The organism is Myxococcus sp. CA023, assembly GCF_010998615.1.
GTDB lineage: Bacteria > Myxococcota > Myxococcia > Myxococcales > Myxococcaceae > Myxococcus.
In genome coordinates, this window is sequence record NZ_JAAEAH010000030.1 from 41,144 (window position 1) to 59,347 (window position 18,204).

The following is an 18,204-nucleotide window of genomic DNA, read 5'->3' on the forward strand; positions in this document are numbered from 1 at the left end:
CTCGTTTGACCGCGGTCCTTGCTCAGCGATTGGGAATCGAGGCTCACACTCTGGATGTCCGAGAGCGCTTCAGTCTGTATGGGCTTGATTCGCTGAAGGCCACCGGCTTCATCGCGGAGGTGGGGGCGATGCTGGGGCGTTCATTGTCGCCCACGCTTGCCTGGGAATATCCCACGTTGGATGGGCTGGCCCGCTACCTCGCGGGTGAGCAGGATGGCGCGTCGTCGCATTCCCTGGCACGTATCGCGCGGGCCCATGAGCCCATTGCCATTATTGGATTGGCCTGTCGTTATCCCCAGGCGGCGGATCCAGAGGCCTTCTGGCGTCTGCTCGTGGGCGGGACGGATGCCATTACGGAAGTGCCGCCGGACCGGTGGGACGTCAACCGCCTTTATGATCGAGACCCCGCGGCGCCCGGCAAGGTGATTTCCCGCTGGGGCGGCTATCTGGATCGCGTGGATGGCTTTGACCCGCTCTTCTTCGGCATCTCACCGAAGGAGGCGCTCCACATGGACCCGCAGCAGCGGCTCATGCTGGAGCTGAGCTGGGAGGCGCTGGAGGACGCGGGCATCGCCGCGGACCGGCTGCAGGGCTCACCCACGGCGGTCTGCTTCGGCGCCGCGTGGATGGACTACGAGATGACGCTGCAGCGCTTCGGCATGAAGCGCATCTCCTCGTACACGTCCACGGGCTATCACCACAGCGTCCTGGCCAACCGGGTCTCCTACGTCCTGGGGCTGCGGGGGCCGAGCTTCTCCATCGACTCGGCCTGCTCGTCCTCGCTCACGGCGGTGCACCTGGCCTGTGAGAGCCTGCGCAGGGGCGAGTCGACGCTGGCCCTGGTGGGCGGTGTGAATCTCACCATCGCCCCCGAGAGCACGGTGTCCCTGTCCAAGCTGGGGGCCCTCTCTCCAGACGGGCACTGCTACACGTTCGATGCCCGCGCCAACGGCTTCGTGCGCGGTGAGGGAGCGGGTGTGGCGGTGCTCAAGCCGCTCTCCCTGGCGCTCGCGGACGGCGACGCCATCTACTGCGTCATCCGCGGCAGTGCCATCAACAACAATGGTGGCAGCAACGGCCTCACCGCGCCCAACCCGAAGGCGCAGGCGGAGGTCATCCGCCAGGCATGCGCCAGCGCGGGTGTCGAGCCGGCGGAGGTGCAGTACGTCGAGGCGCATGGCACGGGCACGCAACTGGGAGACCCGCTGGAGGCACAGGCCCTGGGCGAGGTGCTCGGCGCGGGACGGCCCGGGGGCAAGCCCCTGCTCATCGGCTCCTGCAAGACGAACATCGGGCACCTGGAGGCCGCGGCGGGCATCACCGGGCTCATCAAGACCGCGCTGTGCATCAAGCACCGCGCGCTTCCAGCCAGCCTCCACTACGAGAAGCCCAATCCGCTCATTCCCTTCGAGGCGCTGGGCCTGGCGGTTCACCACACCCTGGGAGATTGGCCGGAGCCCGACCGGAAGCTCATCGCGGGCGTCAGTTCCTTCGGCTTCGGGGGCGCGAACTGCCACATCGTGATGGAAGAGGCGCGTCTCCCCGAGGCACGGCTCCTCCACCTGTCGGGTGAGACGACGGAGGCGCTGCGGGGCGCCGCGCAGGGGCTGCTCGACCGCGTGACGGCCCGGGAGCACCTGCCACTGGCCGAGCTGCTCCGCGCGGCCGAAGCGGACGCGGGCACGCATGCGCACCGCCTGACGGTGACGGTCCGGACCCGGAAGGACCTCCGTGCGGGCCTGGAGAACTTCCTGGCGGGCGTGCCGCGCCCGGGCGTGTCCGTGGGAGCGGTGGCGGAGGACGCGGTCCGTAAGCCGGTATTCGTCTATTCGGGACACGGCTGCCAGTGGCCCCGCATGGGCCTGCCCTTGCTGGACGCCGAGCCCGTGTTCCGGGCGACGCTGCTGCGCTGCGATGCGCTCATCCGAAAGTACGAAGGTTGGTCGCTGCTGGAAGTGCTGGCCGCTGACGACGCGGCGGCGCGGCTGAGCCGGCTCGACATCGGGCTGCCCGCGATTGTGTCGATGGAGATGGCCCTGACGGACCTCTGGCGCTCGTGGGGCATCGAGCCCGGCGCCGTGGTGGGGCACAGCATCGGCGAGGTGTCGGCGGCATATGCGGCGGGAGTCCTGGACATCGAGGACACGATCCGCGTCGTCTGCGCCGAGAGCCGGCTGATGCACACGCAGGCGGGCAAGGGCAGCCTGGCGGTCGTGGGCGTCCCGTGGGCGGAGGCCGCTGAACTGCTCGTGGGCTACGAGGGGCGGTTGTTCCGCGCCATCGACTCGGGCGCGGGTTCGACGGTGTTGTCGGGGGATGTGGACGCACTGGCCGAGGTGCTCGCGACGCTGCAACAGCGCGGAGTCTTCTGCCGGCAGGTGGACATCGACGTTCCGGTGCACAGCCCTCGCATGGATGTGCTGGCGGACGCGTTGACCGAGGAGCTTCGGGACATCCGGCCCCGCCCGGCGCGTGTTCCCTTGATCTCGTCCATTACCGGCGCGGAGATCGACGGCGCGAGCGCGGACGCCTCCCACTGGGTGCGGAACATCGCGTGGCCCACGCTCTTCACCGGCGCGCTCTCCCACACCATCCAAGAGGGCTATGACACGTTCCTGGAGGTCAGTCCGCATGCGATTCTGCGGCACCCCATCGACGCGACGCTGAAGCACCTGGGGCGGCAGGGCCGCGTGGTGCCCTCCCTGCGGCGGCAGGAGGATGAGCGCGCCACGCTGTTCGATTCGTTGGGCGTGCTCTACGCGGCGGGACAGCCGGTCCGGTGGGACGCACTCGTCGCGCGTGGGGTGGACCATGACGGGGAGACGGTGCACCTGCTGCCCCTGTCGGCGCGGAGCCCGGAGGCGCTCAAGGCGCTGGCCGCGGACTGGCGCGACTTCCTGGCTGGGGAGTCGGGCGCGCCGCTCGATGACGTCACCTACACCGCGAGCGTGCGCCGCGGCCACTTGTCGCACCGCTTGTCGGTGGTGGGCGGCTCGCGACGGGAGCTGGCGGAGGCGCTGGACGCCGTCACGCGGGGGGAGCTCCCGCCGGGTGTGAGCGAGGGACGGGTGAGCCCCGAGGGACGGGCCAAGGTGGCCTTCGTCTTCCCGGGACAAGGCTCCCAGTGGTTGGGCATGGGGCGTCAGCTCCTGCGTGAGGAGCCGGTGTTCCGGTCCGCCATCGAGGCGTGCGAGCAGGCCATGCGGCCGCACGTGGACTGGTCGCTCACGGCGGAACTGCTGGCGGACGAGCCGCATTCGCGTCTGCAGGACATCGACGTGGTGCAGCCGGTGCTTTTCGCCATGCAGGTGGCGTTGACGGCACTGTGGCGCTCGTGGGGCATCGCGCCGGACGCGGTGGTGGGGCACAGCATGGGCGAGGTGGCCGCTGCGCACGTCGCGGGCGCGCTCTCCCTGGAGGATGCGGCGCGCATCATCTGCCTGCGCAGCAAGCTCCTGCGCCGCAAGAGCGGGCAGGGGGCCATGGCGGTGGTGGAGCTGGGGCTGGCGCAGGCCCGCGAGGTGCTGGCCGGCTACGAGACGCGGCTCTCCGTCGCGGTCAGCAACAGCGCGCGCTCCACGGTGCTCTCGGGTGACACCGACGCATTGGAGTCGCTGCTGCCGAAGCTCGAAAGCCAGGGTGTCTTCTGCCGCCGGGTGAAGGTCAACGTCGCCTCTCACAGTCCGCAGATGGACTCGCTGAAGGACGACCTCCTGCGGGTGCTCGACGGTGTCGCTCCTCAGGGGGCGCCCGTGCCCATCTACTCCACGGTGACGGGCCAGACGAGCGACGGCGCGGACTTCCACCCGGCCTACTGGGTCAGCAACCTGCGCGAGCCGGTGCTGTTCCACGGTGCTGTCGAGCAACTCCTGGCGGATGGCTTCACGGTGCTGGTCGAGGTGAGCCCACACCCGGTGTTGCTCGCGCCCATCGAGGAGACGCTGCGCGAGTCGAAACAGGGCGCCATCGCGCTCGCGTCCGCGCGGCGACAGATGCCCGAGCGCCGCTGCCTGCTGGAGTCCCTGGCGGCGATGTACGCCTGGGGTTGCGCGGTGGACTGGAAGGCGCTGCACCCGGTGAAGGGCCGTGTCGTCGCGCTCCCACGGTACCCGTGGCAGCGGGAGCGCTTCTGGCTCCCGGACGAGGCAGAGGTGGATGCGCAGCCGGAGGGCGTGGTCCTCGCGGACCGGAAGGGACATCCCCTCATCGGTGGTTCGCTCTCTTCGTCCGTCCAGCCCGGGACTCACTTCTGGGAGCGGACCGTGAGCACGGCGGCGTTCCCGTATCTGGCCGACCACTGCGTGTGGGGGGACGTTGTCTTCCCTGGCGCCGGTTACGTGGAGATGGCGCTGAGCGCCGGCGCGGAGGTGCTGGGCGAGACGGGGCTCGTGCTGGAGGACGTCTCCTTCAGTGAGATGCTCGCGCTGGAGCCGGGCCAGTCGAAGCGCGTGCAGGTGGTGCTGTCCGAGGAGGTGCCGGGCCGCGCCACCTTCCAGATTGCCGGCCGCGCGGAGGGCGAGACGTCCTGGCGCAAGCACGCGGCGGGGACGGTGCGGCGGGAGGCACATGCGGGCGCGGCTGTTGAATCACCCGAGGCGCTCCGGGTGCGCGTCACGGTGGCGGTCTCCGCTGAATCGCACTACCAGCGCCGGCAGGCGCAAGGCCTCATGTATGGCCCGACGTTCCAGGGGCTGCGGGGCATCTGGCGCAATGAGCAGGAGGCACTGGGACGCCTGGAGGTCTCCGACACGGTGGCCTTGGAGGCGGGGGCGTACCGGCTCCACCCCGCGCTGCTGGATGCGGGACTGCAGGTGGCGGTGGAGCTCCTTGCCCCGCTGACCGCGACGTCCGCTCCAGCGACGCATGTGCCGGTGGGAATCGGGCGGATTCGTTTCTTCCAGCGTCCCGGGCGCGCGGCCTGGGCGCGAGTGAAGGTCCGTGGGGAAGGGGCCGCGAGCGAGCGTGAGCGCACCTTCGACTTCTGGTTGCTGGATGAGCAGGGCCAGGTGCTGCTGGAACTCGAAGCGCTGCGCCTGTACCGCCTTGATGCGGGCGCCTCCGCCCGCAAGGAGCTGGGTGCGTGGCTCTACCAGGTGGACTGGGAGGAGCGGCCGCTGCCGGCGGAGCTGGCGTGGCCCGAGCACACGCCGGGAAGCTGGCTGATTCTCCAGGACGACGGCGGAGTGGGGCAGCGGCTGTCCGCGCAGCTCCGGACGCGGGGCGAGACGTGCGTGCTCGTCGCGCCCGGTGAGGCGTACCGGCTGACCGGACCGCGGAGTGCCGAGGTGGACCCCCGGAATCCGGAGCACTGGCGCCGGTTGCTCACGGACCTGTTGGGCGCGGGCGTTCCGCCTTGTCGCGGCGTGGTGCACCTGTGGAGCCTGGACCTGGCCTCGACGGAGGCGCTGACGCCACTGGCGCTGGAGGACTCGCGGCGGCTGGGGACCACCAGCGTGTTGCACCTGGTGCAGGCGCTTTCGGGGGCGGGCTGGCGGGATGCGCCCCGGCTCTGGCTGGCCACGCGTGGGGCACGTTCCGCGGGCAAGGCGGCAGAACGTGTCGCGGTGGCGCAGGCTCCGCTCCTGGGTTTGGGGCAGGTGCTGGCGGTGGAGCAACCGGAGCTGCGCTGCACCCGTGTGGACCTGGAAGGCGGCGCGGACGTCGCGGCGGATGCGCTGCTGCGGGAGCTGTCATCGACCGCGTTCGAGGACCAGACCGCGTGGCGGGGTGGGACGCGACGGGTGGCGCGGCTGTCTCGGGCGGCGGATGCGCTGTCCGCCCGTGAACCGGCGACGCTGCTGCGCGAGGATGGCACCTACCTCATCACGGGGGGCTTCGGTGGCCTGGGGCTGGAACTCGCGCGCTGGCTCGTTTCCCAGGGCGCACGTCACCTGCTTCTGATGGGCCGCCGCGCTCCCTCCGCGGAGGCGGAGCAGGCGCTGGCGGCGCTTCGTGAGGCCGGCGCTCGGGTGGAGTCCTTCCAGGGCGACGTCGCGCGGCTGGAGGACGTGACGGGCGCGTTGGCTCGGGTGGAGGACGCGATGCCCCCGCTGCGCGGCGTGTTCCATGCCGCGGGACTCATCGAGGACGGACTGTTGCTCAACCTCACCGAGGCGCGCTTCGCCTCGGTGTCGGCACCGAAGGTCCTGGGCAGTTGGAACCTGCACGCGCAGACGCGACACCTGCCGCTGGAGCACTTCGTGCTGTTCTCCAGCGTGGCCGCTTCGCTGGGCACGCCGGGACAGTCGAACTACGCGTCGGCGAATGCCTTCATGGACGCGCTGGCCCAGGCCCGTCGGGCGGAGAGGTTGCCCGCGCTGAGCATCAACTGGGGCACCTGGACGCAGGTGGGCCTCGCGGCGGCGCAGTCCATCCGCGGTGAGCGCCTGGAGGCACGTGGCCTGGGCGGCATGGCGCCGGACAAGGCGCTGGCGGTGCTTGGCATGCTGCTGGGACAGGAGCGGCCACAGCTCAGCGTCATGGCCTTCGAGCCACGCCAGTGGCTGGGCTTCTATCTGGCCGCGGCGCAGTCTCCGTACTTCACGAAGCTGGCGCAGGAGCCGTCCAGCCGGCCCGCTGTGAGCGCGGGCAAGAGCCGGATTCGAGAGCAGCTCGAAGCGGCCCGTGCGTCCGAGCGTCGCGGCCTGCTGGATACGCACTTGCGTGAGCTGATTGGCGGGGTGCTGCGGATGGCGCCCGCGCGCATCGAACCACGGACACCGTTGGTGACCTTCGGGCTCGACTCGCTGATGAGCATGGAGATTCGCAACCGCCTGGAGGCGGCGCTCGGGCTGAAGCTCAGCGCGACGGTGGTGTGGACCTATCCGACGGTGGCCGCGCTGGCGCCGTTCCTGGCGGAGAAGCTGGCACTTCCGCTGGAGGACTCCCGCCCCGAGCCCGCGCTGGAGGTGGCACCGGCGAAGGCCCCTCAGGCGGATGTGACGGCCAGCGAGATTGACGACCTGTCGGAAGAAGAAGTCGAGCGGCTGTTCGCTCAGAGGATGGCGCAAGGCTCATGACGACGTTCGCGGAGAAGATTGCGCAGTACTCCCCCAAGCGGCTCGCGCTGCTGGCGATGGACCTCAAGTCGAGGCTCGACGCGGTGGAGGGCAGCCGGTCGGAGCCCGTGGCCATCATCGGGATGGGCTGCCGCTTCCCGGGCGGAGGGAACGACCCTGCGTCGTACTGGAACCTCCTGTGCAACGGCGTGGATGCCGTGACCGAGGTGCCATCCTCGCGGTGGACCCGTGAGGACATGGCGCGGATGGACCCCGAGGCCCAGGAGAAGCTGGGCGCGAAGTGGGGCGCCTTCATGGACGCGGTGGACCAGTTCGACGCGGACTTCTTCGGCATCTCTCCGCACGAAGCGCATCGGATGGACCCGCAGCAGCGCATCCTCCTGGAAGTGGCGTGGGAGGCGCTGGAGAACGCGGGCCAGGACATGTCTCGGCTGGCGGGGAGCCGCACGGGCGTGTTCGTGGGCGTGTACAGCGATGACTACGCGCTGTTGCAGGTGGGGAATCCGGCGGCGCGCGACTCCAGCAGCGTGACGGGCGCCATCAACTGCGTGGTGCCGGGGCGGCTGTCGTACCTCCTGGACTTCCAGGGACCCAGCCTGTCCGTGGACACCGCGTGTTCGTCATCCCTGGTGGCGCTGCATCTGGCCGCGCAGAGTCTCCGGCAGCAAGAGTGCACCATGGCGCTGGCGTGCGGCGTCAACCTCATCCTGTCGCCGCTGTCGTCCAGCCGCGTGTCCCGTGCCCAGGCGCTCGCGCCGGATGGTCGTTGCAAGACCTTCGATGCCCGCGCCAACGGCTTCGTGCGGGGCGAGGGCTGCGGCGTGGTCGTCCTCAAGCGGCTGTCGGATGCGCTGGCGGCGGGGGACACCGTCCTCGCGCTCATCCGGGGTTCTGCCGTCAACCAGGACGGCAAGTCGGCGGGGTTGACGGCGCCCAACGTGCTCGCGCAGAAGGCGCTCATCCGCCAGGCGCTCCAGAGCGCGAACCTGGAGCCCGCCGACATCGACTGCGTCGAGGCCCATGGCACCGGGACGTCGCTGGGCGACCCCATCGAGATGGAGGCGCTCCACGAGGTGTACGCCCAGGGGCGCACCGCGGAGCAGTCGCTGGTGGTGGGCGCGGCGAAGACGAACATCGGCCATCTGGAGTCGGCCGCCGGCATCGCCGGCATCATCAAGTTGGTCCTGTCGATGCAGCACGGGGCCGTTCCGCCGCTCGCGCACTTTCAGCGGCTCAACCCGCGCATCGACTTCGGCGGTGAGGTCCTCACCGTCCCCACGAAGCTGCACCCCTGGCCCGCGCGGGAGACGCGCAAGCGCCGGGGCGCGGTCAGCTCGTTTGGCATCAGCGGCACGAATGCCCATGTGATTCTCGAAGAGGGCCCCGTGGCCGCGGCGGCGCCCGCTGCGCCTTCTCGCGGGGCGTACCTGTTGCCGCTGTCCGCGCGCTCACCCTCCGCGCTTCAAGCATTGGCCAGGAAGTACGCGGACGTCCTCACGTCGTCCCCGGAGATGTCGCTCCGGGATGTTTGCTTCACCGCGGCGCTGCGGCGGACCCATCACGAGTACCGGACGGCGGTCGCGGGGGACTCGGCGGAGGCGGTGGCGCGGCAGCTTCGGGAGTTCGCCTTGGAGGGGCCTGCTCCGGCGGCGACGGACACGGATACCCGGCGCAAGGCGGTCTTCGTGTTCCCGGGGCAGGGCTCGCAGTGGGCCGGCATGGGGCGGCAGCTCCTCGAACAGGAGCCTGTCTTCCGTGAGGCCGTGGAGCGCATCGACACGGCCATGCGACCCCACGTCACGTGGCGTCTGATCGACGTGCTGCGCGCACCCGCCGAGGACTCCCGGTTTCAGGACATCGACGTCGTGCAGCCGGTGTTGTTCGCCATGGCGGTGGCGCTGTCCGCGCTCTGGCGCTCCTGGGGTGTCGAGCCGGACGCGGTGGTGGGGCACAGCATGGGCGAGGTGGCCGCGGCGCACGTCGCGGGCGCGCTCTCCCTGGAGGACGCGGCGCGCATCATCTGCCTGCGCAGCAAGCTCCTGCGGCGCATCAGCGGCCAGGGGGGCATGCTCGCGACGGAGCTGACCCTGGAGGACGCGCGCAAGACGCTGGCGGGCCGCGAGGACCGCGTGGCCATCGCGGTCAGCAACAGTCCGACCTCCACGGTGCTGTCGGGGGAGAATGCCGCGCTCGAAGCAATTCGCGCCGAGCTGGAGTCGCGCAACGTCTTCTGCCGCTGGGTGAAGGTCGACGTGGCCTCGCACAGTCCACAGGTGGACCCGCTGCGTGACGAGCTGCTCTCCGTGCTCTCGGCGGTGCGGCCCGGACGCTCCAGCGTGCCCATTCTCTCCACGGTGACCGGCGCCTCCTGTGACGGCTCCGGCTTCGATGCCACCTACTGGGTCCGCAATCTGCGCGACCCGGTGCTCTTCTCCTCGTCGGTGCTGCAACTCGCCGAGGCTGGGCACTCCGTTTTCCTGGAGATGAGCCCGCACCCGATTCTGCTGCCCGCCGTGGAGCGGTGTCTGCAGCACGGGGGCCGCGAGGGCGTGACGCTTCCGTCCCTGCGCCGCGAGGAGGCTGAGCGGACCGTGCTGCTGGAGTCCGTGGGCGCGCTGTACCGCGCGGGATTCCCCGTGCAGTGGAGGCGCTTCTTCCCGGAGGGTGGGGCGCCGCTCCCGCTGCCCACCTATCCCTGGCAGCACAAGCGGTACTGGCTGGACGCGGTGGCCACGCCCGTGGCCGCGATGGTCGAGCCGGTGACGTCCCTGAAGGGCCGGCCGGTGAGCGTGGCTCACGGCGTCGATGGCCAGGTCTTCGAGCTGGAACTGGGGAGCAATTCGCTGCCGTGGCTTGGTGCTCACCGGTTGGGTGGCGTCGCGGTCGTTCCTGCCTCGGCGCTGGTGGAGCTCGGGCTGAGCGCCGCCGCCGATGTGTTGGGCACTGGGGGACGGGTGCTGTCCGGCGTCGAGTTCGAGCGGGCGCTGGTGCTGACGGAGACTCCGCGGCGGCTCGTGCAGGTCCACCTCTCTTCCGAGGCAGGAGGGAAGCACGAGTTCCACATCCACAGCCGCGCGGTGGGTGGGACCTCGGCCGAGGCGGGATGGGTGCGCCATTGCCGGGGCCATGTCCAGGTGCTCAGTGCATCGATGGGCGCGTTGGCGTCCATCGACGCGGTCCGTGCGCGCTGTGTGGAGCATGTCCCGGGCGCGGCGGTCTACGGCGAGTTGGAGCGCTGCAACGTCCAATACGACGAGCCGCTGCGGACACTGGGCGAGGCGTGGCGGCGGCCGGGGGAGGCGCTGGGCCGGGTGGTGCTGGGCGCGGAGCGACTTCAGGAAGCGTCCCAGTATCAGCTTCATCCCGCGTTGCTGGACGCCGGGCTCCAGACGCTGGCGCTCGCGCTGGCGGCCGAACCGGGGCAGTCCGCGCTCTTCATGCCCTTGGGGCTCGAATCCTTCGAGTGCGTCCCTGGCAGCGCGGACGTCCGGTGGGCCCATGTATCCATTTCGCCCGCGTCTCGTCCTGAGGAGCGGCTGGGCACACTGTCCTTGCTGGACGCGGAGGGCCGCCCGGTCGCGGTGGCTCGCGGTGTCCGGTTGCGGCACGTGGCGATGGATCGGCTGCTCGAGGTGTTGGGAGAGGTCCGCGCGCAGGACTGGTTCCACGACGTGTCGTGGGAGGCGCGGCCGGCGGGGACACCCCAGTCGGCTCCCACGGATTGGCTTGTGTTCGCGGACCGGGGTGGTTGGGGCGTGGCATTCGCCGAGGAGCTGCGGCGTCAGGGCACCCCCTTCGTCACGGTGACCGCGGGGGACGCCTTCCAGCGCCTGGATACGCGAAGCTTCGTGGTGGACCCGCAGCGACCGGAGGACATGGCGCGCTTGCTGCGAGAGCTTCCAGCGCTCGCGGCTGGGCACGAAGGCCGGGCGCTCTTCCTGTGGGGCCTCGACGAAACGCTGGATGGGGAGATGGCAGTGCCCGCGTCTACGGTGGCGGCGCTGCACCTGGTGAAGGCCCTCATTGAGGTGCCAGGGCGTGCGCGGCTCTGGGGGGTGACGCGGGGCGCGCAGGTCACGGGCGTGGGGACCGAACGTGTGTCGCTGGCCCAGTCACCCCTGTGGGGCATGGGCCGGAGCGTCTCGCTGGAACAGCCGGGCGTTTGGGGCGGCCTCATCGACCTGCCGCCGACTCGGTCTCCGGATGAAGTCACCTCGGTGCTGCGGGAAGTCTCCGCGTTCGGAACGGATGGAGAGGACCAGCTCGCCTTCCGCGATGGGCGCTCGCTGGTCCCCCGGCTCACACGGGGAAAGGCAGGGACGGCCAAGGAGTCACTGCGCCTGCGCTCGGACGCGACGTACCTCGTCTCGGGCGGCCTGGGCGGGCTGGGGCTGAAGGTGGCGCGGTGGCTGGTGGAGCGGGGCGCGCGGCACCTGGTGCTGCTGGGCCGCAGTGGGGTCTCCGGTGCGGACGATGCGGCGTCGGTGCGGCGCCGCGAGGAGCTCGAGTCGATCCGGGCGCTCGGGGCGACTGTCATGCCCATGGCCTCGGACGTGGCGGACCGTGAGCGGATGGCGGCGCTCCTGCGCGACATGGCGGCGACGCTGCCTCCGTTGCGCGGCGTGATTCATGCCGCCGCGCTCATCACGGAGTGCCGGTTGGAGGACCTGGATGTCGCCGCCACGACGGCGATGATGCGTCCGAAGGTGCTCGGGAGCTGGGTGCTGCACGACCTGACGCGCGGCCTCTCGCTCGACTTCTTCGTGATGTTCTCGTCGACATCCACGCTGTGGGGCGCCTCCGGTCTGGCGCACTACGCGGCGGGCAACCAGTTCCTGGAAGCGCTGGCGCACCACCGCCGGGCCGAAGGGCTGCCCGCGACCACCATTCACTGGGGGACGTGGGACGAGATTGGTGGAGAGCGCGCCGACAACGCGCGGGGCTACGCGCGCTTCGGGCTGAACCCCATGGCCTCGGAGCGCGCGCTCGATGCGATGGGACAGGTGCTGCGGTCGGGCGTGATCCATAAGACGGTCGCCTCCGTGGACTGGTCCGTGCTCAAGCCCATCTGGGAGGCTCGGCGTTGCCGGCCCTTCCTGCTGAACATGGGCGCGGCGTCGCCGGCCACGAAGGGGGGGGCCACCTCGCGGGCACGGTTGCTCTCGGAGTTGAAGGCGCTCCCTGCTGAGCGCCGGTTCGACACGCTCGTGCAGCGCATCCAGGGCGAGGTGGGGCGCATTCTCGGCTTCGCTCCCACCGACTTGCCCCCCGCGGACCGCGGCTTCTTCCAGATGGGGATGACGTCCCAGATGTCCGTGGAGCTGCGCAACGTGTTGCAGCGCGGACTCGAGAAGGAGCTGCCCGCGAGCCTCGCGTTCGATCACCCCACCGTCCTGGCGCTGGCGAAGCGTCTGGCGGGGAGCGTCACCGCGGTGGACATCCCGTTGCCCACGGTGGCGGCGGCTCCGGTGCAGAAGTCATCCCCGGTGCCTTCGGACGTCGGTGGCCTGTCGGAGCGGCTGGCGCAAGTCACGGAGCTGTCGGACGACGAAGTCGAGCGGTTGATTGCCCTGAAGCTGAGCTGAATCGGACGACTGCGATGAGCAAGGAATTCTACGAGAAGATTTCGAACCTCTCTCCCAAGAGGCTCGCGTTGCTGGCGCTCGACCTGCACGCGGAGAGCGAAGCCCTCAAGCGCGCGCGCTCGGAGCCCATCGCCATCGTCGGTGCGTCCTGCCGCGTTCCCGGAGGCGTGCGGACACCCGAGGCCTTCTGGCGCCTGCTGAGCCAGGGGGTGGACGCCATCACCGAGGTACCGCGCGAGCGGTGGGACGCGGAGGCGCTCTTCGACCCCGACCCGAGCAAGCGGGGCCGCACCTATGCTCGCTGGGGCGGCTTCATCGACGGCGTGGACCAGTTTGATGCCGCATTCTTCGGCGTCTCGCCCCGGGAAGCCTCGCGCATGGACCCGCAGCAGCGGATGCTGCTGGAGGTCGCGTGGGAGGCGCTGGAGCGCGCGGGCCAGCCACCGGACCAGCTCGCGGGAAGCAAGTCCGGTGTCTTCCTGGGCATCATCGGCAGCGACTACGCACAGCTCCAGGCGCGGCAGCTCGGCGATGCGCCGGATATCTATCACCTGACGGGGACCTCCCTGAACGCGGCGGCGGGCCGCCTGGCGTACACGCTGGGCCTCCAGGGGCCATGCATGTCCATCGACACGGCGTGCTCGTCGTCGCTGGTGGGACTCCACGTCGCCTGCCAGAGCCTGCGCAACCGCGAGTGCGACCTGGCGCTCTCCGCCGGCGTCAACCTCATGCTGATGCCGGACCCGACAGTGGCCCTCTCCAGCAGCCGAGGGCTGGCGCCGGACGGACGGTGCAAGAGCTTCGATGCCGCCGCCAATGGCTTCGTGCGCGCGGAGGGCTGCGTCGTCCTGGTGCTCAAGCGGCTCTCGGATGCGCTGGCCAACGGCGATGAGATTCTGTCGCTCGTCGCGGGCTCGGCGGTGAACCAGGACGGCGCCAGCAGTGGGCTCATGGTGCCCAACGGGCCGGCGCAGGAGCGGGTCATCGAGCAGGCGCTGGCGAGCGCGGGGCTGAAGCCCTCGCAGGTCTCCTTCGTCGAGGCACACGGAACGGGCACGTCGCTGGGGGACCCCATCGAGCTGCAAGCGCTGGCGCGGGTACTGGGCGCGGGACGGCGCGCGGATACGCCGCTCGTCGTGGGCTCGGTGAAGACGAACGTCGGACACCTCGAAGCGACAGCGGGCCTCACGGGCGTCCTGAAGACGGCCCTATCGCTGCGCCACGAGGCGATTCCTCCGAACCTGCACTTCCACAGCCTCAACCCGGACATCGTCCTCGACGGGGCACCCGTCGTCGTTCCCACGGCGCTCCAGCCGTGGCCCCGCGCCGAGCAGCCTCGTCTCGCCGGCGTGAGCGCGTTTGGCATCAGTGGCACCAATGCCCACGTCATCTTGCAGGAGCCGCCGGTGCCGTCATCACAGCCCGCCATGCCCGCTCGTGGCGCGGAGTTGCTCGTGTTGTCGGCGCGCAGTCAGGAGGCGCTCCAGGCCATGGCCGGGAGCCACGCGCATTGGCTCGCCGCGCATCCGGAGGTGTCACTCCGCGACGTCTGCGCCACGGCCGCCCTGTCGCGCTCCCACCATGAGCACCGCCTCGCGCTCGCGGGTCACACTCACGCTGAACTCGAGGAGAAGCTGGGCGCCTTCGCGCGTGGTGAGCCCGTGCCGGGCGCGGCCACGGGACGTGCATCGGGGCAGACCCGGCGCCGGGTCGTCTTCGTGTTCCCGGGTCAGGGCTCTCAGTGGCTGGGCATGGGCCGGAAGCTGCTGGCGGAGGAGACGGCGTTCCGCGATGCCATGGAGCGCTGCGACGCGGCCATCCATGCGTGCGCGGGCTTCAGCGTCCTGGGGGAGTTGGCGGCCGAAGAGAGCAAGGGCCGCCTCCATGAAATCGACGTCATCCAGCCCGTCCTCTTCGCCATGGAAGTGGCGCTGGCGGAGTTGTGGCGCGCCTGGGGCATCGAGCCCGACGCCGTGGTGGGGCACAGCATGGGCGAGGTGGCCGCGGCGCACGTGGCCGGAGCGCTGAGCCTGGAGGACGCGGCGAAGATCATCTGCCGCCGCAGTCTCCTGCTTCGAGGTGTGAGCGGGCAGGGCTCCATGCTGCTGGTGGACCTGACGTTGGAAGAGGCGAAGCAGGCCCTTTACGGCTGGGAGTCGCAGGTCTCGGTCGCGGTGAGCAACAGCGTGCGCTCCACGGTGCTGTCGGGCGCTCCTGGGGCCCTGGAGGACATCGCCCAGCGGCTCAAGCAACGGGACGTCTTCTGCCGCTTCGTGAAGGTGGACGTGGCCTCGCACAGTCCTCAAATGGACCCGCTGCGGCCCGACCTGATCGCGGCGCTCCAGGACCTCGCGCCGCGCGCGGCCCGTGTGCCCATCTGCTCGACGGTGACGGGGCGAATGACGGATGGCGCGGAGTTCCGTGCCGGCTACTGGGCGGACAACCTGCGCGAGCCGGTGTTGTTCTCGAAGGCCATCGAGAAGCTCGCGGTTGACAGCCATGACATCTTCATCGAGCTGAGCCCGCATCCCATCCTCCTGCCCGCCGTGGAGCAACACCTGCGGCACCTCGGGCGAGAGGGGACGGTGCTGCCCTCGCTCCGCCGTGACGAAGACGAGCGCGGGGCGATGTTGTCGTCCCTGGGCGCGCTCTACGCCGTGGGGCACGAGGTGGACCTCAAGCGCCAGCACCCCGTGCGGGGCCGGCTCGCGGCGCTGCCCACGTACCCGTGGCAGCACGAGCGCTTCTGGATTGAGTCGTCCACGCGGCCCCGTCGTGCCCGGGACACGGGCCACCACCCGTTGCTGGGCACGCACCTGTCCCTGGCGGGACAGGACGGCGCGCACCTGTGGCAGACGGAGCTGTTCGCGGACAGCCCTTCGTATCTGTCGGACCACGTCGTCCACGGGGAGGTCGTGCTCCCTGGCACCGGGTACCTGGAGATGGCGCTCGCGGGGGCCGCCGAGGCCTTCGGGCCGGCACGGCTCGCGCTGGAGGACGTCATCTTCCAGGAGATGATGGTGCTCCCTCGGGACGAGGCGCTGTCGGTTCAGATGCGCGTCATCCCGGAGGCGGATGGCACCCGTCGCTTGCAGGTCTTCAGCCGTCCGGTGGACGGCGCTGGGGCTTGGACACTGCACGCCGAAGGGCGACTGAGTGAGAGCACGAGAGCGGAGCCCTTCGCGCTCGACGAGGCGCGGGCGCGGTGCCCCGAGCTTCTGGAGGGCGAGAAGCACTACCAGCTCATGCTGGAGCGGGGCGTCGACTTCGGTCCCAGCTTCCGCCTGGTGAAGGAGATGTGGAAGGGGGAGGGCGAGGCGGTGGCGCGCCTGGAATTGTCACCTTCCGTCGCGGCGGAGATGACGGCGCATCAGCTCCATCCGGCGCTGCTGGATGCCTGCTTGCAAGCCATCAACGGCGCGGGGCTGGGGGACCGCAGGGGGGAGACGTTCGTCCCGGTGGCGGTGGACGCGCTGCGCATGCACGGGCGGCCCGGACATGCGCTGTGGAGTCACGCTCGTGTCCGGCCGGGCACGGGCAGTGGTCCGGGCTCGATTGAAGCCGATGTGACGTTGCTGGACGCGGAGGGCAACGTCCTGATGGAGGCCCGCGGCCTGATGGCGCGCCGTCTGGATGCGGTCCGGCGCCGGTCCGCAGATGAAATCGACCAGTGGATGTACCGGGTGGACTGGCAGGAAGCGCCGCGCGAGACGCCCACGGCCGTCTCGGAGTCCACGCCCGGCACCTGGTTGGTGCTCGCGGACCGTGCTGGTTTCAGCGCGAAGCTACGCGCCGTGCTGAGCGAGCGTGGGGCGCGTTGCATCCTCGTCTCCCACGGCGAGGAGACCCGGCTCGTCGAGCCCGGCCACTACGTGGTGGACCCATCACGAGCGGAGGGATTCACGCGGATTCTCGACGCGGAGTTCGGCGCCGGGCGTCCCGCATGCAGTGGCGTCGTGCACCTCTTCAGCCTGGATGTGCCCGGTCTCGAGGCTGGCACGGATGCGCTGGTGAAGGCGCGCACGCTTGGCGCGGCAAGCGCGCTCCACCTCACGCAGGCCCTGGTCGCGTCGGGCTTCCGGGACATGCCTCGGGTGTGGTTGGTGACGGAAGGTGTCCAGGCCGTCAAGCCGGGTGAGCAGGTGGCCCATGTCGAGCAGGCGCCACTCTGGGGCTTGGGACGCGTGCTCACGTTGGAGCATCCCGAACTCCGGTGCTGCAGCGTGGACCTGGGGGCTCGCGATGAGGTTCAGGCTCGGGAGCTGGCCGATGAGCTCCTCGCGTCGAGCCTGGAAGAGCAGGTCGCGCTCCGGGGCTCCGCGCGGTTCGTGGCGCGGCTGTCGCGCATGGAGCGCAGCACGGCGGCGCCGGCGGAGTTGCGAGCCGATGCCACGTACCTGATTACCGGTGGCCTGGGTGGCCTGGGCCTGAAGCTCGCGGAGTGGCTGGTCGACCGGGGTGCCCGCCACCTGGCCATGCTGGGGCGCAAGGGCGCGTCCGCGGAGGCGCAGCCAGTGCTGGATGCGCTGCGTGCCGGTGGCGTCGAAGTCCGGGTGTTGAAGGCGGACGTGGCGGCGCGCCCGGACCTGGAGCGGGTGCTGGAGGAGGTGGCGGCGGAGATGCCTCCACTCCGGGGTGTCTTCCACGCGGCGGCGGTCCTCGATGACGGCGTGCTGGTGAACCTCACCGCCGAGCGTCTGCGCACGGTGATGGAGCCCAAGGTCCACGGCGCCTGGCATCTGCACACGCTGACGGCATCGGCGCCGTTGGAGCACTTCGTGTTGTTCGCCGCGGCGGGTTCGCTGCTGGGCTCGCCGGGGCAAGGCAACTACGCGGCGGCCAACGTCTTCCTCGATGTGTTGGCGGCGTACCGGCGTGGGCTCGGCCTGCCGGCGCTGAGCGTTGACTGGGGGGCTTGGGCCGGTGTGGGTCTGGCCGCGGCGGCCGAGGCGCGCGGGGAACGCATCACCCAGCGCGGCGTGGACACCATGCCACCGTCGCAAGCACTGGAGGCGTTGAGCCGCATCCTGAGCAGCCCTCTGTCGCGCGTGGTGGTGATGCGTTTCGACCTGCGGCAGTGGAGCGAGTTCTACCTGACGGCGGCGCGCTCGCCCTTCCTGTCACGGCTGGCGCGTGAGCAAGCCAGCGCCGCGAATATTCCCGCCGTTCGTGGTGCTTTCGTGGAGACGCTCCGGGCCGCGGAGGTGCTGAAGCGAGCGTCGTTGCTGGAGGCGCACCTGTGTGAACAGGCCGGCCATGTGCTCCGGCTGGCGCCTTCGCGAATCGACCCGCAGGAGCCCCTGGGCAGCATGGGGTTGGATTCCCTGATGGGGCTGGAGATTCGCAACCGGCTCGAAGCCAGCCTGGGTCTGAGGCTTCCCGCGACGCTGGTCTGGCGGCACCCGACGGTGGCGGCGCTCGTCGTGCACCTGGCTGCACAACTGCAACTTCCCATCACGACCCAGGCGGAGCCGCCGCGGGATGAAGCCGCCGCGCTCGAAGCCGCGATCGTCAACAACGTCAAGCAACTCTCGGACGACGAAGCCGAGGCGCTCCTCGCGGAGAAGCTCGCCGCGCTGGCCGATTGAAGAGATTCCGAC

The 18,204-nt window shown here is 70.5% G+C and carries 3 protein-coding genes; all 3 read left to right on the forward strand.

The features are described from left to right. Nucleotides 1–5: 5 nt before the first annotated feature. From F8M74_RS15295 to F8M74_RS15305, 3 genes are read left to right on the forward strand one after another with little or no spacing between them, the layout of a single operon-like run. The gene (locus tag F8M74_RS15295) at nucleotides 6–7,019 is read left to right on the forward strand and encodes a type I polyketide synthase (protein WP_141253194.1); all 7,014 of its coding nucleotides are present in this window, start codon (nucleotides 6–8) and stop codon (nucleotides 7,017–7,019) included. Next, nucleotides 7,016–12,604: a type I polyketide synthase gene (locus F8M74_RS15300; RefSeq protein ID WP_141253195.1), complete on the forward strand. Its 5,589-nt coding sequence runs from the start codon at nucleotides 7,016–7,018 to the stop codon at nucleotides 12,602–12,604. Before F8M74_RS15295 ends, F8M74_RS15300 begins: the two co-directional genes overlap by 4 nt. Before the next feature lie 14 nt (nucleotides 12,605–12,618). Then, nucleotides 12,619–18,192, forward strand: a complete 5,574-nt coding sequence (locus F8M74_RS15305; RefSeq protein ID WP_141253196.1) for a type I polyketide synthase — start codon at nucleotides 12,619–12,621, stop codon at nucleotides 18,190–18,192. The last annotated feature ends 12 nt before the right edge of the window (nucleotides 18,193–18,204 follow it).

What these genes read in the sequence shown, in the direction of transcription:
- F8M74_RS15305 (WP_141253196.1), top strand. Translation starts at nt 12,619, where the DNA reads ATGAGCAAGGAATTCTACGAGAAGATTTCGAACCTCTCTCCCAAGAGG.
- F8M74_RS15300 (WP_141253195.1), top strand. Translation starts at nt 7,016, where the DNA reads ATGACGACGTTCGCGGAGAAGATTGCGCAGTACTCCCCCAAGCGGCTC.